This window comes from Rhodobacter ferrooxidans (assembly GCF_000176015.1).
Lineage (GTDB): Bacteria > Pseudomonadota > Alphaproteobacteria > Rhodobacterales > Rhodobacteraceae > Pseudorhodobacter_B > Pseudorhodobacter_B ferrooxidans.
On sequence record NZ_ACYY01000011.1, the window covers coordinates 1 to 20,396 of the forward strand.

Sequence of the window (20,396 nt, forward strand, 5' to 3'; positions counted from 1 at the left end):
GCCGGGCAGCATCAGGATCACCGGCCCGGTGCCCAGGCGCAGCGCCCGCGAGGCCGAGCGCGAGGCCAGCGGTTCAGCCACCACCGGATGCCCGACGAAATCGCAGGTCATCCCCGCGGCGGTCATGTAGGGCGGCTCGAACGGCAACAGCGCCAGCACGTGGTTGATCACCCGGCCCATCTTCAGCGCCCGCCCGGGCCGCCAGGCCCAGACCGAGGGCGCGACATAGTGCATGGTGCGCAGCCGCGGGTTGCCGCGCTTGACCAGCGCCGCCACCCGCAGGCAGAAATCCGGGCTGTCGATGGTGATCAGTGCCGCCGGGCCATAATCCAGCGCCGCCTTGGCCGCCTGGCTGATCCGGCGTTTCAGTGCGAAATATTTGGGCAGCACCTCGGCGATGCCCATCACCGACAATTCCTGCATCGGGAACAGGCTTTGCAGCCCCTCGGCCTGCATCGCGGGGCCACCGACCCCGGCAAATTGCACCCCCGGTGACAGCGCCTTCAGCCCGGCCATCAGCGCCGCCCCCAAGCGGTCCCCGGACGGCTCGCCTGCGATCAGAAAGAATTTCATGGCCGCGCCCACAGAAAAAGCCCCGCCGCTTCGGCAGCGGCCTGCATTGCTGCGGGTTGCAGCACGATGACGCCGCCCGCCTGCCAGACGATCCCCGCCAGCCCCGCCGCCGCCGCCTTTTGCACGGTCTGCACGCCCAGCGTCGGCAGGTCGATGCGCAAATCCTGACCGGGCTTCGGGGCCTTGTAAAGCAGGCCCTTGGCCGCAGCCGGGTTGGGCCGCTGCGCGGTGGCCGCCACAAACTCCAGCATGGCATCGGTGCCGGGCAGGCTTTCCACCGCCAGACACAGGCCCTGCGCCACCACGGCGCCCTGCCCCACGTCCACCGCGCCCAGAGCCGCCACGATCTGCGCCGCCCGTGCGGCATCGCGTTCGTCGGCAGGCGTGGGCTGACCGCAGATCACCCCGGCCCCCGGCACCAGAGCGGGGGCGATATCCGCGGCCCCCAGCACCTGAAACCCGGCCTCCTCGAACACCCCGACCACCGCCCGAAGTGCTGCATCATCGCCGCCCTGCATCGCGCCCAGCAGCCGCGGCACCATCTGCGCCGTCGCCGCATCGAACAGCGCCGGGTCCAGCCTTGGCCGCTGCACGGCTCCGGCAAACACCACCCGCGTCACACCGCTGTCTTCCAGATGCCGCAGCAACGGCACCAGACGCTCCAGCCGGAACACCAGGTCCGGCTCCAGCCCCTCGGGCAGGAAACCGTCCAGCGAGGCCACCAGCGGCGCCTCGTCCAGCGCCGCCACCAGGGCCGCAGGCAGCAAGCCGCGCCCGGCTATGATCGCCAGCCGCCCGGTCATTTCGGCGTCAGGAACGAGCGGTCCGAGGCGGCAAGGATGAAATCGGTCATCTCGCGCACCATCGGGCTGTCGCTTTCCTCGGCCAGCTTGCGGGCGCGGTCCAGAAAGCTGCCCTCGCCCTGCGCCAGCGCCTGATAGGCGGCACGCAACGCGGTGATCTCGGCCCGGCCAACGCCACGCCGCTTCAAGCCGACCAGGTTCAGCCCGTCCAGCTCGCCGCGCGGCGCCTGCACCAACCCATGCGGCATAACGTCATTGGTCACCATGGTGACGGCACCGATGATCGCCCCATGGCCGATCCGCACGAACTGGTGGATGCCGGACAGCCCGCCGATGATCACGTCGTCACCGATCTGGCAATGCCCGGCGATGGCCACCTGATTGGCCAGGATCACCCGGTTGCCCAGGGTGGCATCATGGCCGACATGGGCGCCGGTCATCAGAAGACAGTCATCCCCCACCCGGGTCACGCCGCCGCCACCCTCGGTGCCGATGTTCAGCGTGGCGCCCTCGCGGATGCGGCAACGGGCGCCGATGATCAGCCGCGTGCGCTCGCCCCGGTATTTCAGATCCTGCGGCACCTCGCCAACGCAGGCGAAGGGGAAGATCACCGTGCCGGTCCCGACCTCGGTCCAGCCGGTGACGATGGCATGGCTTTTCACCACCACCCCGGCGGCCAGCGTCACCTCGGGGCCGATCACCGCGAAGGCGCCGATCTTGCAACCGTCCCCGATCACCGCACCGGGCTCCACCAGCGCCGAAGGATGAATTTCGCTCATCATCTATGCCTTCGGAAGGTCCATCATTGCGGTAAATTCACATTCGGCGGCCAACTCGCCCTCGACCGTGGCGCGGGCGTCGAATTTCCACACCTTGCCGCCGCCGCGCTTGACGCTGACATGCAGCTCCAGCACATCGCCCGGCACCACCTTGCGGCGGAACTTTGCGCCGTCGATCGCCATGAAATACACCAGCATGTTGCGATCAGCGAGGTTCATCGACACCCCCGCCACCACCGCGGCAGTCTGCGCCAGCGCCTCGATGATCTGCACGCCGGGGAACACCGGGTTGCCGGGAAAATGGCCCTGGAACTGCGGCTCGTTGAAGGTGACGTTCTTGATGCCGACGCCGCCCTTGCCGGGTTCGATGTCGCGCACCTTGTCCACCAGCAGGAACGGATAGCGGTGCGGAATGATCCGCATGATCAGGTGCAGATCGGCTTGGATCAGCGGGGTGGTCTGGTCGGTCATCCGGAAATTCTCCCACAGCCGGGCATGCGACCCCGGCTTTGGCCCTGACTAGCAACTTGGGCGGCTGCCGACAAGCGTCGGGGCGGTTCAGGGCCTGCGGGCGGGCCGTGGCGCCGGCCGCAGCAGCGGCTCCACCGGTGCCAGAGGCGAGGGGGTCGCGGCAGGCACCGGGAGCGGTGTCGGTTCCGGCGCGGGGGGCGGCGCTGGGGTCGGCGCGGGCGTTGGCGCTGGGGTCGGCGCGACGTTGGCGGTCGGTTCTACGGTCTGCTCGACGGACGGGGTCGCCGCAGGTGTCGGGTCAGGTTCAGGCACTGGCGCAGGCATCACCGGCGTCGGCACCAGAACAGGCGCCGGGACCCGCGGTTTTGTGCCATCGCCCAGCACCGCGTCGATGCGGGCAATTGCGGCATCGGTGATGTCGATCCGGTCGAACGACAGCACGATGGCGGTCTTGTCGAGAATGGCCACCGCACCCTGTTCGGTCATCAGCGCCGCCAGCACCGGCACGGCGGTTTCGAAAAACCGCTTGCGCTCTTCCTCGGTCTTGCGGGTCAGGTCGCGCGCCTTGGCGTCCTGTGCCGATCGGATGCCTTCCACCTTGCGATCGAAGGCATCGGCCAGCGGCCGGAAGTCATCCGGCGCCAGACTGGGGCGGCGCGCGGTCAGGGCCTGCTCCTCCGCCTCCAGATCGGCCTCGATCTGGCGGTTCTCGGCCTGCAACTCCTTGATCAGCGCATCGGCCCGCGCCTGCACCGCCTTGCCAAACAGACTTTCGGCAAACAGCCGGTCTTGCGTCAGGGTCAGCACCGGACTGACCGGCCTTGGCGCATCCTGCGCCACGGCCGCTTGCGACAGCAAACCTGCCAGCACCAAGGCAAGCCAGAGGCTGTCTGCCCGCCGCAACCGCATCAGAACTTGGTCGAGATCGTCAGATCGAAGTTCTGCTCCTGGTCATAGGATTCCTTTTGCAGCGCCTTCGAGAAGTTGAACCGCAGCGGCCCGATCGGGGTTTCCCAGAACAACGAGGCACCGATCGCCGACCGCAACTGCATCGAATCGTCCACCGTGCCACCGCCCGAGCCTGCCACGTTGTCCAGCCCCCAGACCGAGCCGATATCCGCGAACAAACCGCCCCGGATATTGTATTCCTCGGGCAATCCCAGCGGGAAATCGGCCTCGAAACGGGCGACGGCAAAGTAATTGCCGCCCAGCGCATCTTCGTTGTCCGCCAGCAGGTCGCGTGGGCCCAGGCCGTTCGGCTCGAATCCACGGATCTTGCCGGTGCCGAAGAACCGGTTGGTTACCCGGCTGCTGCCGCCGTTGAAGGTGTTCACGGCACCGCCTTCGAAGATCGCCCGCAAGGTGATGTCATCATGATAGACCTTGGTTTCGGCCATGGCCAACGCCGTGGTGGTCATCGAACGCACATCACCGCCGGCACCTGCAAAATCCTGGCTGAACCGCAGCAGATAGCCGCCCTTGGGATTGAGACCGGATTTGCGGCTGTCGAAGGAATAGGTATAGCCAAACGCGCTGGCAATCGGCTTGCCCATGTCTTCTTCGGCCCAAAGGATCTCGGACGACCCGTTGCTGGCTTCGTTTTCCGGTGTGGTCGGGTCGTCGGCGGTCACCCGTTCCACATTGCGGATCTGGTCCTGACGCAGCGAATAGCGCAGTTCCAGCGTGCCATTCTGGCTGACGGGGAATTCGATCGCCGGGCTGATGCCGATCAACTGGGTGTCATACAGCGCGTATTGGTTCGACGTCCGGGTATAGAAGGCGTTGAACTTGAACTTCAGATCCCGCCCCAGGAAGGCCGGTTCGATGAAGGTGACCGACGAGTTCACGTCGGCCGTGCCAGTGGAAAAACTGACGCTGACGTATTGCCCGCGCCCGAGGAAGTTGCTTTCCGACAGGCTGGCGGTGGCGCCAAAACCGGCCGCCACGCCATAGGTCGCACCGAAGCTGAGCGAGCCGGTGGGCTTTTCCTCGACGCCGACCTTGACGACCACCTGATCGGGGCCGCTACCCGGTTGCGCCTCGACCGAGGCGTTGTCAAAGAACCCCAGCGCCCGGATGCGCTCGGCCGATTGGCGGATCTCGCGCGGGTTGAAGGGGTCGCCTTCGACCGTGCGGAATTGCCGCCGCACCACCTGATCCAGCGTGGTGGTGTTGCCTTCGATGTCGATGCGCTCGACAAAGATCTTCTCGCCGCGCGTCAGGGCAAATTCGATATCCAACGTCATGTCGCGCTCGTTGCGGGTGACACGCGGGTCGATGCGAACGAAATTCAGCCCCTTGCGCAGCGCCAGCGCTTCCAGCCGGGCGATGTTGTTTTCGATGATGGCCGGCGAATAGGTGACCCCGGGCCGGATCTTCAGCAGCGCCTGAAATTCCGCGATATCGACGCCTTCAACCTCGCTGACCGCCGAAATCTTGCCAAAGCTGAACTTCTGGCCTTCCTGCACGGTGAAGGTCACGAATTGCGCATCGCGCTCGCGCACGGTTTCGGCGCTGGCGTCCAGCACCTGCATGTCGATATAGCCGCGTGACAGGTAGAAATCGCGCAGCACCTGCTTGTCGGTGTCCAGCCGCTCGGGCACCAGGGTGTCGCGCTGCACCAACTGGCGGAACAGACCGGCCTGCTTGGTTTCCAGCACCTGCCGCAGACGCCGGTCCGAGAACGCCCGGTTGCCGACGAAGGACAGCCGCTCGATCTCGACCACACGGCCTTCGGTCACCTCGAACACCAGATCGACCCGGTTGTCGCTGCGGCGGATGATGCGCGGATCGACGGTGACGGCCAGCCGACCGGACTGGCGATAGGCTTCGGTGATGGCGGCGGCATCGGCCTCGGCCTGCGACGGCGAATAGGCGCGGCGCGACTGCGACTTGGCAATATCGGCCAGCACCTCGTCCTTCAGCTTCTTGTTGCCCTCGAAGTTCACGATGTTGATCATCGGGTATTCCTTGACCCGGATCAAAAGCGTGCCGCCCTGTGGCGAGATTGCCACTTCTTCGAACAGGCCAGAGTTCACGATGCGCTGATAGGCGTCGTTCAACTCGCCCGCAGTGACCGTCTGACCGCGACCGATTCCGGCAAAGCCCAGAATCGATGGCGCATCGACCCGCTGGTTGCCTTCAACCGTGACCTGCGAAAAGCTGTAACTCTGGGCTTCAGCCCGCGTGAGCATCGGGCCGCAAAGCGCCGAAGTCGCAAGAAAAAACGACAATGCGGTGGCACGCAGCAGCGTGTTTCCCGATCCGCCTTGCGCCAAATGCGCGCCTGTCGCCTGATCCATCTCGCCGCCCCGTCAAATACCTGTCAGCAATCTGACTACCGGGAATGGCAGGCCTTGTCAAAAGGCAGAAAAGCAACATTTGCGATGCGGTGCAAAAATCCCCGCAAGGGCTTGTGGATACATTGGAAATCCGGGCCCAGGCCAAGCCTCAGTAGGTCACCAGAACCGAGCCGAGGAACGCCCCGGCCAGCAGGCCGACAACGATGGTTCCAGCACTGAACAGCCAGTCCCAGTTCAGCCCCACCAGCAGCGACAAGCCGCGATATCCGTTCACCATTGTCTGCATGACCACACCCGCCCGATTTTAACACTTTCTTCGGTATAGCGGGCGAATGTGGCAGCAGTTTGGCACTGCCTGGCTGGTTGTTCTCAGGGGCAGAACAGATCGTTCGTGACCGCGAACACCATCAGCAGCAGCAACAGCACCAGACCAGTGGTCATCAGGATGCGCATGGCGCCATCGGACGGCGGCTTGCCGGTGACGGCTTCCCAGACGTGGAACACCAGATGACCGCCATCCAGCACCGGAATCGGAAAGAGGTTCATCAACCCGATGCCAAGCGAGAACATCGCCAGCGTCTGCACGAACATCTCCAGCCCGCCGCGCGCCGCATCGCCCATCGCTTCGGCCATGCCGATCGGGCCGGCCATGTTGCACGAGCTGATGGCGCCGGTGATCATGCTCCAGATCGAGGCCAGCGACACCTTGACGATATACCACACCCGATCGACGGCCAGTGTCAGGGTCTCCCACGGGCCGGGGGTTCTGATCTCGGGGGTGAACATGCCGCCGCCGCCCGACAGGCCGATCAGCCAGCGCGTCTCGAAACCGCCCGCCTCCAGCGGCAGGTCGGCGCGGCGTGGCGTCAGGTCGGCCTCGATTGTGGTGCCATCGCGCCAGATCTGCAGATGCAGGGTCTTGCCGCCCGATTCCCCCACCATGTCGCGCAACTGCTGGAACGCCACCACCGGCGTGCCATCCACCGTTGTCACCACATCACCGACCTTGATGCCCGCCTCCATCGCCGCCGAGCGCGGTTGCACCGCATCGGCAATCGGCGGGAACGGGTGCGGCCCGGTCAGCGTCGTCTCGACGCCCGCCCGCTCGATGCGATAGTCAAAGCTGGCCTGATGCGGCAGCTTTTCTCCCACCGCGACATAGGTTTCAAGGTCAGGCGTCGCCTGCCCGTCCACCGCCAGGATCAGATCGCCCGGTTGCAGGCTTTGCGTGGCCTCGGGCATCGGTTTCAGCGCCCCGACCACCGGCCGGTCGGTGGCGACGCCGTAGGCCAGAAAGAACCCGGCAAACACCAGAATGGCGAAGATGAAGTTGAAGGCCGGCCCCGCCGCCACCGTCGCCGCCCGCGCCCAGAGCGGCGCGCCATGCATGGTGTGGCGGCGTTCCTCGGGCGAAAGCTGGCTGATCAGCGCGCCGTCCTTGCCCGAGGCCGCACTGGAATCGCCCAGAAACCGCACATAGCCGCCGAACGGCAGCGCCGCCAGTTGCCAACGGGTGCCGCGCTTGTCGATGCGTGACCAGATCACCGGGCCAAAACCGATGGAAAACACCTCGGCATGGATGCCGGACCAGCGACCGACGATGTAATGGCCGTATTCATGCACCGCCACGATCACCAGAATTGCGACGATAAAGGCGATGATGGTCCATGCCATTCCGCCAAAACTCGGGACCAGGCCGATAATATCCAACTGCTCACCCTTTTTCTTTGCGTCAGGCTTCAGGCCCGCCGGGCCTGCACCGAGGCCGCAGCCTCTGTCCTTGCCAGATGGTCGGTTTCGAGCACATCCTCAAGGGCTGTCGGGGCATTTCCAAGGCAATTGCGGTGCAAAAGTCGGTCAAGCGTGTCCTCAACCACCACCGCCATGTCGCAAAAGCCGATTGTGCCCGCGATGAAGTGGTCCAGCGCCACTTCCTTGGCGGCATTGAAGGCGGCCCCCGCCATGCCGCGCAGCTCCATCACCTCGCGCGACAGCCGCAGAGCGGGGAACAGCGTCTCATCCGGCGCCCGGAAGGTCAGGCTGCCGATTTTCGCCAGATCAATCCGCTGCACCGGCACCTCGCCACGCCGGGGCCAGTTCAGCGCATAGCCGATGGCGTGGCGCATGTCGGCCGGCCCCAGATGCGCCATGATGCCGCCGTCGCAAAACCCGACCATGGCATGCACGATGGATTGCGGATGCACCAGCACCTCGATCTGTGAAGGCTCAAAGCCGAAGAACTCGCGCGCCTCGATCAGTTCCAGCGCCTTGTTGAACATCGACGCCGAGTCGATGGAAATCCGCTGCCCCATCGACCAGTTGGGATGCGCCACCGCCTGCGCCAGCGTCGCGGCGGCGATCTGCTGGGCATTCCAGTCGCGGAACGGCCCCCCCGAGGCGGTGATGATCACCCGTTCGACCGCGCTGCGTTCCTCGCCCGCAAGCGCCTGAAACACCGCCGAATGTTCGCTGTCCACCGGCACGATGCTGGCGCCATGCCTGGCGGCAGTGGCCATCAGCAGCGGCCCCGCCGTCACCAGACTTTCCTTGTTGGCCAAGGCCAGCGTCGTGCCATGGGCGAGGGCCCGCATCCCCGGCACCAGCCCCGCCGCCCCGACGATGGCCGACATCACCCAGTCGGCAGGCCGGTCGGCAGCCTCGGCAATCGCCTGCGGGCCTGCGGCCACAGCCACGCCGCTGCCCGCCAAGGCCTCGCGCAGCGCGGGCAGGCAGTCTTCATAGGCCGTCACCGCCAGATCGGCGCGCAAGGCCCGCGCCATCTCGGCCAGCCGCGCCACATTGCGCCCGCCGGTCAGCGCCACGGTGTGAAAGGCCTCCGGCCCACCCTGCCGCAGCAAAAGATCAAAGGTCGACTCACCGATCGAGCCGGTGGCCCCGAAAACCGAAATCCGCCGCATGCGTTATTGTCCCCCTATCGGCAGCACCAGCAGCAGGGATGCCGCCAATACCGCCACCACCGCGCCCGCCAGCGCGTCGAACCGGTCCATGAAGCCGCCATGGCCGGGGATCAGGTTCGAGCTGTCCTTGACCCCGGCCCGCCGCTTGATCCAGCTTTCACCGATATCGCCCATCTGCCCGGCAAAGGCCACCAGCGGCGACAGCCACAAAAGGCCCCAGCCGCCCTGCCCCGCCAGCACGAAGCCCAGCCCCACCACCACGGCGCAAAGCCATCCGGCAGCGGTGCCCGACCAGGTTTTCTTCGGGCTGATGCGCGGCCAGAACTTCGGCCCGCCAAGGATGCGCCCGGCGAAATAGCCCGCAAGGTCGGACGCCACCACCACCAGCAGCAGCCACAGGATGATGGCAAGGCCATGGTCGTGGTGCAGCGTCACCAGCCCATAGCCGGTCAGCATCACCACAAAGGCATAGACCACATAGACCGCCTGATCGCGCCGCCCGGACCCGGCTCCCACCAGCGACGGTGCCGCCAGAAACACCAGTGCCGCCAACCCCATGCCGTAATAGAACACCAGCGCCAGACACAGCGCTGCCAAGGCCGCCAGCGGCACCGACACATCCGGCACCTGCAAGGGCCGGGTCATCCGCGCCAGTTCCCAGATCATCAGCGCCGCAATGGCCACCACCAGCGCCTGAAACGCCAGCCCGCCCTGCCAAAGCGCTGCCGCCCCCACCGCAACCATCAGGGTGGCCGAGATCACCCGGGGCCGCAAATCCGCCCAGCGATTTGGTGCGGGGTCCATCATGCGCCCTGCGCCGCGCCGAAACGCCGCTCGCGCTGACCAAAACTGCCGACGATGCGCGCCAGTTCGGCGGGCAGGAAATCCGGCCACATGGTCTGGGTGAATTCGTATTCGGCATAGGCCGCCTGCCAGGGCAGGAAATTCGAGGTCCGGGTCTCGCCGGAGGTGCGGATCACCAGATCGGGGTCGGGGATGCCTGCGGTGTCCAGCCGGGCGGTCAGTTCGGCCTCGTCCACATCGTCGGGGTGCAACCGGCCTGCCGCCACATCAAGCGCCAGACGCGCCGCCGCCCGCACCAACTCGTCGCGCCCGCCGTAGTTGATGGCGATGGTCAGGTTCAGCCGCTTCAGCGGCGCGGTGCGGGTCTCGATGCCCGCCATCAGGCTGCGCAACTTGGGGTCCAGCCGGCTGCGGTCACCGATGAAGCGCATCCGCACGCCTTCGGCGGCCAGCCGGTCGGCCTCGCGCTCGATGTAGCGCGCGAAGATCGACATCAGGCCCAGCACTTCCTCGGTCGAGCGTTTCCAGTTCTCGGTGGAAAAGGCGTAAAGCGTCAGCCAGCTGATCCCCAGATCGGGGGCGCAGCGCACGATCTGCTTGACGCGCTCGGCCCCCTTGCGGTGACCCACCAGCCGCGGCCAGCCGCGTTCGGTGGCCCAGCGGCCGTTGCCATCCATGATGATGGCGACATGATCCGCCACCCTTTGGGGCTGTCCGGAAGTGCGGTTATCCTTGGCGGCCAATTCCTGCCCCTTTAGCACCGGCTGCGCGCAGCCTAGACCTGCATGATTTCCTGCTGCTTCAATTCCAGAGTGCGATCGACGTTGGCAATCGCCTTATCAGTCAAATCCTGCACTTCTTCCGACCACATCTTCTGGTCGTCCTCGGCCATGCCGGCGGCCTTGGCCTTCTTGATCTGGTCCATGCCGTCGCGCCGCACATTGCGGATGGCGACGCGGGCGGTTTCGGCATAATGCGCCGCGACCTTGCTCAGTTGCGCGCGGCGTTCCTCGTTCAGTTCGGGGATCGGCAGGCGGATCAGCGGGCCGTCCACCACCGGGTTGATGCCGATGCCGCTGTCGCGGATCGCGCGTTCGACCTTTTGCACCATCGCCTTGTCCCAGACGTTGATCACCACCATCCGCGGCTCGGGGACGTTGACGGTGCCAAGCTGGTTGATCGGGGTCATCTGACCGTAGGCGTCGACATGGATCGGCTCCAGGATCGAGGCCGAGGCGCGGCCGGTGCGCAAAGACCCGAATTCGGTGCGCAGCGCGTGCAGGGCGCCGTCCATCCGGCGCTGGATCGCGTCAAGGTCGATCGAAAGTTCATCGTGCGACATGGGTGGTCCTCATCATTTCGGCACGGGTGTTTTGCCGCTCTATAGCAGCAAGCCCGCGGGTGTGCATAGGGTGTCAGCCGTGAACCCGGGTATAGGTGCCCTCGCCGCGCAGGATGCCGCGGAAGCCGCCGGGCTCGTCCAGGCTGAAGACGATGATCGGCAGATCGTTGTCGCGGGCCAGAGCGATGGCGCTGGCATCCATCACGCCCAGATGCTTTTGCAGCACTTCGTCATAGCTTACGGTGTCATAACGCTTGGCATCGGGGTGTTTCTTGGGGTCTTTGTCGTAAACCCCATCCACCTTGGTGCCCTTGAAGATCGCCTGACAGGCCATCTCGTTGGCGCGCAGGGTGGCCGCCGTGTCGGTGGTGAAATAGGGGTTGCCGGTGCCTGCGGCAAAGATGCACACCCGCTTTTTCTCCAGGTGGCGCACGGCGCGGCGGCGGATGTAGGGCTCGCAGACCTGATCCATCGGGATGGCAGAGATCACCCGGGTAAACACCCCAAGGCTCTCCAGCGCCGCCTGCATGGCAAGGGCGTTCATCACCGTGGCCAGCATCCCCATATAGTCGGCGGTGGTGCGCTCCATCCCCTGCGCCGAGCCTTGCAGCCCGCGGAAGATGTTGCCACCGCCGATCACCATGCAGATCTCGACCCCCAGATCATGCACCGATTTCACTTCTTCCGCGATGCGCTGCACGGTGGGCGGGTGCAGCCCGTAGCCCTGATCGCCCATCAGCGCCTCGCCCGAGATTTTCAGCATGACGCGGGTATAGGTCACGGCCGTGGGGGTGGCGCTGCTGGTCATGGAAAGCTCCCGCTTCTGGATTTTGCGTGTTTTATCTGCTGCGCCGCAAAATGTCGCAAAACGCGGGCAGGTTCAACGGGGAAGCTTGGGTCTGTTGCCGCATTTTCGGCGGGGCGGCCGCGACGGGCTATTTCTGCAGGGTCTTGAGGTGTTCGGCCAGTTGCACCAGCCGCAGCGGCGTCGGCGTCTGGATGCCGTCACCGGAATCGAACAGCACGAGGTCGGAATCGAGCAGCGGGCTGAACTGCGGCATCACCACGCCGTCCTTCTGCGCATAGCCCCAGATCTTGCTCATCACCCGCGCCATCGGGAATTGGCCACCATTGCGGGCGGCAATCCGGGTCAGGTTGGCGGGGGGTTTGGGCATGGTCGCCGCCACCTCGCCATCGCCCACACCGGTTGTGCCATGGCAGGCGGCACAATAGGCCACGAAATCCTCGGCCCCGGTCGGCAGCGGCGGTTTGGTGCCGGGCAGCACGCAGGCGGCCAGCGCGCCGGTCAGGGCAAGGGCGATAAGCGGATAAATCGGACGCATGGCAGCCTCCTTAAAGTTGAACTCAGCAAACCACGCCGCAATGCGCCGCGCAATGACGCAGCGCAAGGATCAGACGACGCGCCCTGCCGCCAGCCGCACCACCCGGTCCATCCTTGCGGCCAGTTCCATGTTGTGGGTGACGATCAGCGCCGAAAGCCCGGTTTCGCGCACCAGATCCATCAGGGCGGCAAACACCTGATCCGAGGTGGCGGGGTCAAGGTTGCCGGTCGGCTCGTCGGCCAGCAGCAGCCGCGGGCGGTTGGCCAGCGCCCGACAGAACGCCACCCGCTGCTGCTCGCCACCCGAAAGGGCCGCCGGGCGATGCTCGGCCCGGTCACTGATGCCGACACGCGCCAGCAGGTCCATGGCGCGCGCCTTTGCCACGCTGGCACTGGAGCCATTGGCCAGTTGCGGCAGCACGATGTTTTCCAGCGCGCTGAACTCGGGCAGCAGGTGGTGGAACTGGTAGATGAAGCCCACATCGGCCCGCCGCGCCTCGGTGCGGGCACGGTCGCCAAGGCCGACCATATTCACCCCGCCCAGCGCCACGCTGCCGGCATCTGGCGTATCCAGCAGCCCGGCGATATGCAGCAGCGTCGATTTGCCCGCCCCCGAAGGCGCCACCAGCGCCACCACCTCGCCACGCCCCACCGACAGCGTGGCGCCACGCAACACCGTCACCTCGCTCGGCTGGCCGCGGTTGTAGGTCTTCTCGATCCCCGCAAGATCCAGCATCGGGCTATTCATAGCGCAACGCCTCGACCGGGTTCATCCGCGCCGCCCGCCGCGCCGGGAACAGCGTCACGATGAACGACAGCCCCAGCGACAGCGCCACCGCCGAGAATACATCGCCCGGCATCAGCTTGGCGGGAAGATTGTAGATGCCGCGGATCGACGGATCCCAGACCCCGCCGCCCGCGACGTAGTTCACGAAGGAAAAGATCGGGTCGATGTAGATGGCGAACAGGCAGCCCAGCACCACGCCGCACAGCGTGCCGATCAGCCCCGTGGATGCGCCGCAGATGAAGAACACCCGCAGGATCGAGCCCTCGGTCAGCCCCATGGTGCGCAGGATGCCGATGTCGCGGCCCTTGTTCTTCACCAGCATGATCAGCCCCGAGATGATGTTCATCGCGGCAATCAGCACCAGGATCGACAGGATGATGAACATCACGTTGTCCTCGATGCTGAGTGCGCGCAGGAACGACCCCGCACTGTCGCGCCAGGTCCACAGCAGCGCCCCTGCCCCGCCCGCCGCCATCAGCGCCGGGGCATAGCTGTCGGCCGCCTCGGGGTCGGTCAGCATCACCTCGATCTCGTCGGCCATGCCTTCACGGTTGAAATAGCTCTGCGCCTCGGCCAGCGGCATGTAGATGCGGGTGCGGTCGATGTCATAGCGCCCGGCGGTGAAGACATAGACCACCTCGTAGGCGTTGACCCGCGGCGAGGTGCCAAAGGCGGTCTTCACCCCGTTGGGAGAGATCAGCCGCAGCTTGTCGCCCACCATCAGCCCCAGTTCGCGGGCAATGCCCGAGCCTATGGCGATGCCGTGGTCATAGTTGCCCAGATCGCCGTAGGCATCGGCGCCAATGCCGACCCGCGGGATGGTTTTCACATCCTCGAGCCGCATGCCGTAAACCTCGACCCCCAGATTGACGCCATTGGCGGTGGCCATAACCTGCCCCTTGATGATCGGGGCGGCCCGGGTGACACCGGGAATTTCGCGCACCCTGGCGGCCACGGCATCAAAGTCGGCAAAGCCGCGCTGGGTGACGCCCGCGTCATCGACCCTTGCCGCGGAATAGACCGTGACATGGGCGTTGGCGCCCAGAATGGTATCGACAAACTCTGCCCGGAACCCGGCCCGCACCGACAGGGTGGCGATCAGCGCGAACACCGCAAGAGTGATGCCGACAAGGCTGATCCAGGTCATCACCGACACGCCACCCTCGGCGCGGCGGGCGCGCAGATAGCGCCAGGCGATCATCCATTCGAAACCGGCAAAGGGCGGGGTATTGGCCAAGGGCTGCTCTTTCGTTTTGCCCGCGACTCTGCGGTTCCGCGCCGGGAAGGTCAAGGCCACGTGGCAGGGGTGCTGCGTCTTGAACACGGGCCGGTGAGGACCCACGTCTGCCCGACGCCGTTGCAAGGACCGAAACCCTTACAAGGAAAGCCCGGATGCAAGCCGCGATCCTGACGCAGTATGGCACCAGCGGGAATATCCGAATTGTCGAACGTCCCGACCCGGTGCCCGCCGCGGGCGAAGTGCTGGTGCGATTGCACGCGACATCAGTCAATTCCGGCGATGCGCGGATGCGGGCGCTGGACGTGCCGCGCGGCATGGCGCTGGCGATGGGCTGGTCGGCCCCGCGCCAGCCTGTGCTGGGGGGCGAAGGTGCGGGCGTGGTGGTGGGGCCAGCCGGTTCGCGCTGGGCCAACAGGTGATCGTGTTTCCCGGCATCAAGATGGGCTGCCATGCCGAACTGCTGGCCATCGCGGAAACCGGTCGGATCATCGCCAAACCCGCCGCGCTGACCATGGCCGAGGCAGGCTGCATGATGTTCGGTGGCCTGACCGCGCTGGATTTCCTGCGCCGTCAGGCCGGGCTGGCGCAGGGCGAGCGGTTGCCGGTCAACGGCGCTTCCGGCACGGTGGGTTCCGCCGCGGTGCAGGTGGGGCGGCTGCTGGGGGCGTGACCAAAATCCTTCGAAGGATTTTGCAAAAGTTTTCGAAAACTTTTGCGCTCAGACCCCGGAAATCCGCCCGGCTGCATCAGCCGCGCCAAAATCCTTCAAAAGGATTTTGCGAAAAATCTTCTGAAGATTTTTCGCTTAGACCCCGGCGTAGATTTCGACGACCCGCGCCACCGCGTCTTCGGCGCTCATCTCCTCCGACACGCCGCTGCGCCGCGAGGTCAGCTCCACCTTGCCATTGGCCAGCCCGCGCGGCCCGACGGTGATCCGCCAGGGCAGCCCGATCAGGTCCATGGTGGCGAACTTCGCCCCGGCCCGCTCGTCGCGGTCGTCATAAAGCGGGTCCAGCCCACGGGCCTTCAGCGCCTTGTAGATCGCCTCGCAGGCCGCGTCGGTGCCGTTGTCGCCCTGCTTGAGGTTGACGATGCCCACATGGAACGGCGTCACCCCTTCGGGCCAGATGATGCCCTTGTCATCATGGCTGGCCTCGATGATCGCGCCCAGCAGGCGGGAAACCCCGATGCCGTGCGAGCCCATCTGCACCGGCACGCGGGAGCCATCCGGCGTCACCACCGTGGCCCCCATCGCCTCGGAATATTTGGTGCCGAAGAAGAAGATCTGCCCGACCTCGATGCCGCGGGCCGAGCGGCGGCGCTCCTCGGGGATCGCGTTGAACAGGCTTTCGTCATGCGTTTCGTCGGTGCGGGCATAGAGCGAGGTGAACTCCTGCATCACCGCCGCGCATTGCGCCTTGTCGTCATAGTCGATCTCGCGCGCCCCCAGCCGGATGTCGGTCACCGCCGAGTCATAGAACACCTCGGACTCGCCGGTGGCGGCCAGCACCAGAAACTCATGCGTGTCGTCGCCGCCGATCGGCCCGCTATCCGCCCGCATCGGAATCGCCTGCAACCCCATGCGTTCATAGGTGCGCAGATAGCTGACCAGATGCCGGTTGTAGGCGTGCAGCGCGTCTTCCTTGGTCAGATCGAAGTTGTAGCCGTCCTTCATCAGGAACTCGCGCCCCCGCATCACCCCGAAGCGCGGCCGCATCTCGTCGCGGAACTTCCACTGGATGTGATACAGCGTCAGCGGCAGGTCCTTGTAGCTGGTCACATGGCTGCGGAAAATGTCGGTGATCATCTCCTCGTTGGTCGGACCATACAGCAGCTCGCGCTTCTGCCGGTCGGTGATGCGCAGCATTTCCTCGCCGTAGTCGTCATATCGACCGGACTCGCGCCACAGGTCGGCGGGTTGCAGCGTCGGCATCAGCAGGGGGATGTGCCCGGCGCGCTGCTGTTCCTCGTGCACGATCTGCTCGATCCGCCGCAGCACCTTGAACCCCAGCGGCAGCCAGGAATAGATCCCCGCCGCCTGCTGCTTGATCATCCCCGCCCGCAGCATGTAGCGATGCGACACGATCTGCGCCTCGGCGGGGTTTTCCTTCAGGACGGGCAGGAAATAGCGGGTCAGACGCATGGCATTGGCCTCGATGATGTTTCGGCCCCGTAACTAGCGGGTCCATCGGTACCGGGCAAGGTGCGCGCGGCCCCCTTTCCAACTTCCCGCCGAAGTTGCAGGGTGGGGCAAAGAACGAGTGACCCATGACCCCTGATGCAGTGACCGCCATGCCCTTGCCGACCGAGACCGTTGTGGTCGTTATCCTTCTTGTGCTGGCGGTGCTGCTGGCCTTGCCGCTGATCGCCGGGTTTATTGGCGACAAGCGGAAGGCGTGGCGGGACAAGCTACCCGACCGAGTGGTCGATTACATCGGAATCGTCATCGCCGTGTTCTTTGTGGCCGCGTTGGTTGCTGCGGGCTTGGTGCTGGTCGACACCATTAGCAACGCGGTGCCACAACCAAAGGGCGCGACCCCCGGCCCCAACCTCGGCGCCGGGGCGCTGATCGCGGCGCTGCTGGGGGCGCCGTTCGTGATCTGGGCCACAGTGATCAAGCACCGCACCCTGACCGCCGAGATGGACGGCCAGATCACCGACCGCATCTCGAAGGCGGTCGAGCAGTTGGGCGCGGAAAAGGTGGTCAGCTACATCGCGCGCAACGTCACCCGGCAGGCACGCCCACTCGAGCAGCGAGAAGGCGATGACGACGATTGGGTCGATCAACTACAGAAACTTGACCGGGAATCATTAACCCACGACCGGACTATCGAAAAAGGAACAGAATACGCCGAGTGGAAGGTGTTCTCCGAAACGGTCCCCAACATCGAGGTCCGCATCGGCGGCATCCTGTCGCTGGAACGCATCGCTCAGGATTCAGTGCGCCACGATCAGGGCCGCGACCATGTGCGGGTGATGGAAATCCTCTGCGCCTACATCCGCGAGAACGCCCCGGCGAGTGGGGCAAAGGATCATCCGTATGGTGAGTGGGAGCCGCTGATGGACGACCCGACCGAGGAAGAACGCGCTGCGCATCTGGTGAAGCGCAAGAAGCGGTTTGGAGATGTCACTCTCGGCACTGGCCTTGTTCGCAAATGGGCCGAAACGCTGCCAAAGCCTCGCGCCGATATCGCCATTGCCTTGCATGTGATCGGGCGGCGTGGCGCCGATCAACGGGTGGTCGAGGCTCGATGGGGCAAGGACGCCTTAGCCGGGGCAGCGTGGGTTTTCGATGACCCCACCCCTACTTCCCCCGAAACGGGGGGTGATGCCGTTATCCCGCAAGCGCAAATTGACCGCTACCTTGCCGAAGTGAATACTTGGAAAGTGAAGATAGCCACTTATCGCGGCTATCGCCTTGATCTGCGCAATACCAATTTGCAAGGCGCCGACCTGTCGGGACATGTTCTTTCCGGCGTGCGACTGAACGCTGCGCGGATGGAGGGTGCGGACCTCGGACAGGTTCGGATGGAGGCAGCAACCCTTGAAAAGGCGCGGATGGAGGGGGCAATTCTCGTCTATGCCGCGCTGGATGGGGCATTCCTAAGAGAAGTGCGGCTGGAAGGGGCCGACCTCATGTCGGCGCGGATGGAGGGGGCCAAACTCCCGCTGGCACGAATGGAGGGGGCAAACCTTATGATGGCAAAATTGGAGGGAGCGCAACTACTGTGGGCGCGGCTGGAAAAGGCAGAACTCGGGTTTGCGCATATGGAGGGGGCAGACCTCAGGCGGGCGCGGCTGGACGGGGCATTTCTCGGGCTGGCGCGACTGGAGGGGGGGATTCTCGAGTTGGCCCGGTTGGATGGGGCAGACCTAAGGCAGACGCGGATGAATGCCCGCACTAAGCTTTCGAAAGCTGCCCTCTCAGGTGCCGTATTTCGGGAGGTGGACTATTCCACGGTGCTGATTTCGCAAGATCAGATCAACGCCACCTTTGGTGATGGTTCAGTAGTCCTGCCCGCACCCCTAACCCGCCCAGCGCATTGGCCTCAGCAGGCACTGGACTTCGGCGGCTTCGACACCGAATACCAAAAGTGGCAATCCGACCCCGCCGCCTACACCCCTCCCCCCGAACCCGCTTCCCAACCCTGACCCTGAACCAGCAGGGCTTGCCCCGGGTCGCTGCCTGCGGCACAACACCGGGGTGAGATGGAGTTTCAACATGGCTTTGCCGGTGCGGGATCAGTTGAAATACTGGGGCGTCGCTGCTCTGGTGTTTTTCGTGCTGCTCTGGGTGCTGGGCTCGGTGATCCTGCCCTTCGTGCTGGGCGGGGCGGTGGCGTATTTCCTTGACCCCATCGCCGACCGGTTGCAGCGGCTGGGCCTCAGCCGGGTGGCGGCGACGGCGACGATCTCGATTGCGATGATGCTGATCGTGGTGCTCTTGGTGCTGGCGGTGATCCCGACGCTGTTCAACCAGTTGACGGCGTTGATCAATTCGGCCCCCGACATCGTGCGCAAGATGCAGGCCTTCCTGACCGAGCGCTTCCCCGAATTGAACGACCGCACCTCGACCATCCGCCAGACCCTGCAATCCATCGGTGACACCATCAAGGCGCAGGGCGGGCAACTGGCCAACACGCTGATCGGCTCGGCGCTGGGCGTGGTGAATGCGGTGGTGTTCATCGTGGTGGTGCCGGTGGTGGCGTTCTATCTGCTGCTGGACTGGGACCGCATGGTGGCGCGGATCGACGCGGTGCTGCCGCGCGACCACGCGCCGGTGGTGCGGCAACTGGCCCGCGATATCGACCGGGTGCTGGCGGCCTTCGTGCGCGGACAGCTCAGCGTCTGCCTGGCGCTGGGCACGTTCTATTCGGTGGCGCTGATGGCGGCGGGGCTGCAATTCGGGCTGGTGGTGGGGGTGATCGCCGGGGCCATCACCTTCATTCCTTATGTCGGGGCGCTGATCGGCGGGATGCTGGCCATTGGCCTCGCGCTGTTCCAGTTCTGGGGCGACTGGGTGTCGATCGGCATCGTCGGCGGCATCTTCGCGCTGGGGCAGTTTCTGGAAGGCAACGTCATCACGCCGCGCATTGTCGGCAACTCCATCGGGCTGCATCCGGTATGGCTGCTGTTCGCGCTGTCGGCCTTTGGCAGCCTGTTCGGCTTTGTCGGCATGCTGGTGGCGGTGCCGGTGGCGGCCTCCTTGGGCGTGCTGGCGCGGTTCGCGGTGGCGCAATATCAGGAAAGCCTGCTGTTCACCGGGCTGGCCGGCAAAACCGCCGAAAAGCCGCCCGAGGACGGCGACGCCGCGTGAGCGGCCAGTTGGCCTTTGACCTGCCGACCTCCGAGGCGTTGGGGCGGGCGGATTTCTGTGTCTCGCCAGCCAATGCGCTGGCTTTGGCGGCGCTGGATGGCTGGCGCGACTGGCCGGGGGGCAAGATGCTGCTGGTGGGGCCTGCGGGGGCGGGCAAGACGCATCTGGCGCATATCTGGGCCAGCGATGCCGGGGCTGGGCTGATCGCGGGCAGCGCACTGGCCGGGGCCGACCTGCCAGCGCTTGCGCAAACCGCGCTCTGCGTCGAGGATGCGGAAAGCGTGGCAGGCAACCCTGCCGCTGAAGCCGCCCTGTTCCATCTGCACAATCTGGCGGCCGAGCGGGGGATGCCACTGCTGTTGACCGCCGCCACCCCGCCGCGCGACTGGGGCCTTGGCCTGCCCGATCTGGCCAGCCGGATGCAGGCCACGCCGCTGACCAGGCTGGATGCCCCCGACGACGCGCTGCTGTCGGCGCTGCTGGTCAAGCTGTTTGCCGACCGCCAGATCAGCGTGCCGCCCAACCTGATCCCGTATCTGGTCAGCCGGATGGACCGCTCTTTCGCTGCCGCCCGGGCGCTGGTGGCGGCGCTGGATGCCCGGGCATTGGCGCTGGGGCGGCCGATTACCCGCCAACTGGCCGCCGATGTTATCGACAGGCCCGACGACTCGGCGGATACTGTCATTCCAACGTCACAATAATCACCGAAAACCGCAGG

At 65.5% G+C, this 20,396-nt stretch carries 22 protein-coding genes; 5 read left to right on the forward strand and 17 right to left on the reverse strand.

Annotation, left to right across the window (positions count from 1 at the left end):
* From RSW2DRAFT_RS09315 to RSW2DRAFT_RS09385, 16 genes are all read right to left on the reverse strand, one after another.
* Positions 1 to 573 (reverse strand): lipid-A-disaccharide synthase (locus tag RSW2DRAFT_RS09315; protein ID WP_008030283.1); only part of this gene is annotated, 573 nt, incomplete at its 3' end.
* A complete protein-coding gene (locus RSW2DRAFT_RS09320) occupies positions 570 to 1,376 on the reverse strand; it encodes an LpxI family protein (RefSeq protein ID WP_008030285.1) in 807 nt (268 codons plus the stop codon). The genes RSW2DRAFT_RS09320 and RSW2DRAFT_RS09315, both read right to left, overlap by 4 nt.
* Complete coding sequence (gene lpxA / locus RSW2DRAFT_RS09325) at positions 1,373 to 2,155, reverse strand: acyl-ACP--UDP-N-acetylglucosamine O-acyltransferase (RefSeq protein WP_040671932.1); 783 nt, start codon at positions 2,153 to 2,155, stop codon at positions 1,373 to 1,375. The genes RSW2DRAFT_RS09320 and lpxA overlap by 4 nt, the downstream gene beginning before the upstream one ends.
* A 3-nt stretch (positions 2,156 to 2,158) precedes the next feature.
* A complete protein-coding gene (fabZ, locus tag RSW2DRAFT_RS09330) occupies positions 2,159 to 2,626 on the reverse strand; it encodes a 3-hydroxyacyl-ACP dehydratase FabZ (RefSeq protein ID WP_008030292.1) in 468 nt (155 codons plus the stop codon).
* A gap of 87 nt (positions 2,627 to 2,713) precedes the next feature.
* Positions 2,714 to 3,535, reverse strand: a complete 822-nt coding sequence (locus RSW2DRAFT_RS18690) for an OmpH family outer membrane protein (protein ID WP_008030294.1) — start codon at positions 3,533 to 3,535, stop codon at positions 2,714 to 2,716.
* Positions 3,535 to 5,928, reverse strand: coding sequence for an outer membrane protein assembly factor BamA (bamA, locus tag RSW2DRAFT_RS09340; protein ID WP_008030295.1), 2,394 nt, complete (start codon positions 5,926 to 5,928; stop codon positions 3,535 to 3,537). Before bamA ends, RSW2DRAFT_RS18690 begins: the two co-directional genes overlap by 1 nt.
* Before the next feature lie 148 nt (positions 5,929 to 6,076).
* Positions 6,077 to 6,214, reverse strand: coding sequence for a hypothetical protein (locus RSW2DRAFT_RS18290; RefSeq protein ID WP_008030298.1), 138 nt, complete (start codon positions 6,212 to 6,214; stop codon positions 6,077 to 6,079).
* 83 nt (positions 6,215 to 6,297) lie between these two features.
* Positions 6,298 to 7,638, reverse strand: coding sequence for an RIP metalloprotease RseP (gene rseP / locus RSW2DRAFT_RS09345; protein WP_040671922.1), 1,341 nt, complete (start codon positions 7,636 to 7,638; stop codon positions 6,298 to 6,300).
* 29 nt (positions 7,639 to 7,667) lie between these two features.
* The gene (gene dxr / locus RSW2DRAFT_RS09350) at positions 7,668 to 8,846 is read right to left on the reverse strand and encodes a 1-deoxy-D-xylulose-5-phosphate reductoisomerase (protein ID WP_008030301.1); all 1,179 of its coding nucleotides are present in this window, start codon (positions 8,844 to 8,846) and stop codon (positions 7,668 to 7,670) included.
* Positions 8,847 to 8,849: 3 nt separating this feature from the next.
* Complete coding sequence (locus tag RSW2DRAFT_RS09355) at positions 8,850 to 9,650, reverse strand: phosphatidate cytidylyltransferase (protein ID WP_008030302.1); 801 nt, start codon at positions 9,648 to 9,650, stop codon at positions 8,850 to 8,852.
* Positions 9,650 to 10,393 (reverse strand): polyprenyl diphosphate synthase, encoded by a 744-nt coding sequence (uppS, locus tag RSW2DRAFT_RS09360; RefSeq protein ID WP_040671935.1) that lies wholly within the window; start codon positions 10,391 to 10,393, stop codon positions 9,650 to 9,652. The genes RSW2DRAFT_RS09355 and uppS overlap by 1 nt, the downstream gene beginning before the upstream one ends.
* A gap of 32 nt (positions 10,394 to 10,425) precedes the next feature.
* A complete protein-coding gene (gene frr / locus RSW2DRAFT_RS09365) occupies positions 10,426 to 10,992 on the reverse strand; it encodes a ribosome recycling factor (protein ID WP_008030306.1) in 567 nt (188 codons plus the stop codon).
* A 73-nt stretch (positions 10,993 to 11,065) separates the two neighbouring features.
* Positions 11,066 to 11,800 (reverse strand): UMP kinase, encoded by a 735-nt coding sequence (gene pyrH / locus RSW2DRAFT_RS09370; protein ID WP_008030307.1) that lies wholly within the window; start codon positions 11,798 to 11,800, stop codon positions 11,066 to 11,068.
* A 127-nt stretch (positions 11,801 to 11,927) separates the two neighbouring features.
* Positions 11,928 to 12,335, reverse strand: a complete 408-nt coding sequence (locus RSW2DRAFT_RS09375) for a cytochrome c family protein (RefSeq protein WP_008030309.1) — start codon at positions 12,333 to 12,335, stop codon at positions 11,928 to 11,930.
* Between the two features lie 69 nt (positions 12,336 to 12,404).
* Positions 12,405 to 13,082, reverse strand: coding sequence for an ABC transporter ATP-binding protein (locus RSW2DRAFT_RS09380; RefSeq protein WP_008030310.1), 678 nt, complete (start codon positions 13,080 to 13,082; stop codon positions 12,405 to 12,407).
* Positions 13,075 to 14,358: a lipoprotein-releasing ABC transporter permease subunit gene (locus RSW2DRAFT_RS09385; RefSeq protein ID WP_040671937.1), complete on the reverse strand. Its 1,284-nt coding sequence runs from the start codon at positions 14,356 to 14,358 to the stop codon at positions 13,075 to 13,077. Before RSW2DRAFT_RS09385 ends, RSW2DRAFT_RS09380 begins: the two co-directional genes overlap by 8 nt.
* A 155-nt stretch (positions 14,359 to 14,513) precedes the next feature.
* Here RSW2DRAFT_RS09385 and RSW2DRAFT_RS17160 point away from each other — a divergent pair, with 155 nt between their 5' ends.
* Both RSW2DRAFT_RS17160 and RSW2DRAFT_RS17165 read left to right on the forward strand, forming a co-directional pair.
* Positions 14,514 to 14,780, forward strand: a complete 267-nt coding sequence (locus tag RSW2DRAFT_RS17160; protein WP_008030314.1) for an alcohol dehydrogenase catalytic domain-containing protein — start codon at positions 14,514 to 14,516, stop codon at positions 14,778 to 14,780.
* Positions 14,777 to 15,031: an MDR/zinc-dependent alcohol dehydrogenase-like family protein gene (locus RSW2DRAFT_RS17165; RefSeq protein WP_050786796.1), complete on the forward strand. Its 255-nt coding sequence runs from the start codon at positions 14,777 to 14,779 to the stop codon at positions 15,029 to 15,031. Before RSW2DRAFT_RS17160 ends, RSW2DRAFT_RS17165 begins: the two co-directional genes overlap by 4 nt.
* 135 nt (positions 15,032 to 15,166) lie before the next feature.
* On the opposite strand, the gene proS is transcribed toward RSW2DRAFT_RS17165, so the two are convergent.
* Complete coding sequence (gene proS / locus RSW2DRAFT_RS09395; protein WP_008030319.1) at positions 15,167 to 16,504, reverse strand: proline--tRNA ligase; 1,338 nt, start codon at positions 16,502 to 16,504, stop codon at positions 15,167 to 15,169.
* Between the two features lie 125 nt (positions 16,505 to 16,629).
* On the opposite strand from proS, the gene RSW2DRAFT_RS17170 reads away from it, so the two are divergent.
* From RSW2DRAFT_RS17170 to RSW2DRAFT_RS09410, 3 genes are all read left to right on the forward strand, one after another.
* A complete protein-coding gene (locus RSW2DRAFT_RS17170) occupies positions 16,630 to 18,513 on the forward strand; it encodes a pentapeptide repeat-containing protein (protein ID WP_008030320.1) in 1,884 nt (627 codons plus the stop codon).
* 70 nt (positions 18,514 to 18,583) lie between these two features.
* Positions 18,584 to 19,678: an AI-2E family transporter gene (locus RSW2DRAFT_RS09405; RefSeq protein WP_008030321.1), complete on the forward strand. Its 1,095-nt coding sequence runs from the start codon at positions 18,584 to 18,586 to the stop codon at positions 19,676 to 19,678.
* Entirely contained in the window at positions 19,675 to 20,379 is a 705-nt protein-coding gene (locus RSW2DRAFT_RS09410) for a P-loop NTPase family protein (RefSeq protein ID WP_040671923.1), read from the forward strand. The genes RSW2DRAFT_RS09405 and RSW2DRAFT_RS09410 overlap by 4 nt, the downstream gene beginning before the upstream one ends.
* The last annotated feature ends 17 nt before the right edge of the window (positions 20,380 to 20,396 follow it).

What these genes read in the sequence shown, in the direction of transcription:
- RSW2DRAFT_RS09320 (WP_008030285.1), bottom strand. Translation starts at nt 1,376, where the DNA reads ATGACCGGGCGGCTGGCGATCATAGCCGGGCGCGGCTTGCTGCCTGCG.
- lpxA (WP_040671932.1), bottom strand. Translation starts at nt 2,155, where the DNA reads ATGAGCGAAATTCATCCTTCGGCGCTGGTGGAGCCCGGTGCGGTGATC.
- fabZ (WP_008030292.1), bottom strand. Translation starts at nt 2,626, where the DNA reads ATGACCGACCAGACCACCCCGCTGATCCAAGCCGATCTGCACCTGATC.
- RSW2DRAFT_RS18690 (WP_008030294.1), bottom strand. Translation starts at nt 3,535, where the DNA reads ATGCGGTTGCGGCGGGCAGACAGCCTCTGGCTTGCCTTGGTGCTGGCA.
- bamA (WP_008030295.1), bottom strand. Translation starts at nt 5,928, where the DNA reads ATGGATCAGGCGACAGGCGCGCATTTGGCGCAAGGCGGATCGGGAAAC.
- RSW2DRAFT_RS18290 (WP_008030298.1), bottom strand. Translation starts at nt 6,214, where the DNA reads ATGCAGACAATGGTGAACGGATATCGCGGCTTGTCGCTGCTGGTGGGG.
- dxr (WP_008030301.1), bottom strand. Translation starts at nt 8,846, where the DNA reads ATGCGGCGGATTTCGGTTTTCGGGGCCACCGGCTCGATCGGTGAGTCG.
- RSW2DRAFT_RS09355 (WP_008030302.1), bottom strand. Translation starts at nt 9,650, where the DNA reads ATGGACCCCGCACCAAATCGCTGGGCGGATTTGCGGCCCCGGGTGATC.
- frr (WP_008030306.1), bottom strand. Translation starts at nt 10,992, where the DNA reads ATGTCGCACGATGAACTTTCGATCGACCTTGACGCGATCCAGCGCCGG.
- pyrH (WP_008030307.1), bottom strand. Translation starts at nt 11,800, where the DNA reads ATGACCAGCAGCGCCACCCCCACGGCCGTGACCTATACCCGCGTCATG.
- RSW2DRAFT_RS09375 (WP_008030309.1), bottom strand. Translation starts at nt 12,335, where the DNA reads ATGCGTCCGATTTATCCGCTTATCGCCCTTGCCCTGACCGGCGCGCTG.
- RSW2DRAFT_RS09380 (WP_008030310.1), bottom strand. Translation starts at nt 13,082, where the DNA reads ATGAATAGCCCGATGCTGGATCTTGCGGGGATCGAGAAGACCTACAAC.
- RSW2DRAFT_RS17160 (WP_008030314.1), top strand. Translation starts at nt 14,514, where the DNA reads ATGCAAGCCGCGATCCTGACGCAGTATGGCACCAGCGGGAATATCCGA.
- proS (WP_008030319.1), bottom strand. Translation starts at nt 16,504, where the DNA reads ATGCGTCTGACCCGCTATTTCCTGCCCGTCCTGAAGGAAAACCCCGCC.
- RSW2DRAFT_RS17170 (WP_008030320.1), top strand. Translation starts at nt 16,630, where the DNA reads ATGACCCCTGATGCAGTGACCGCCATGCCCTTGCCGACCGAGACCGTT.
- RSW2DRAFT_RS09405 (WP_008030321.1), top strand. Translation starts at nt 18,584, where the DNA reads ATGGCTTTGCCGGTGCGGGATCAGTTGAAATACTGGGGCGTCGCTGCT.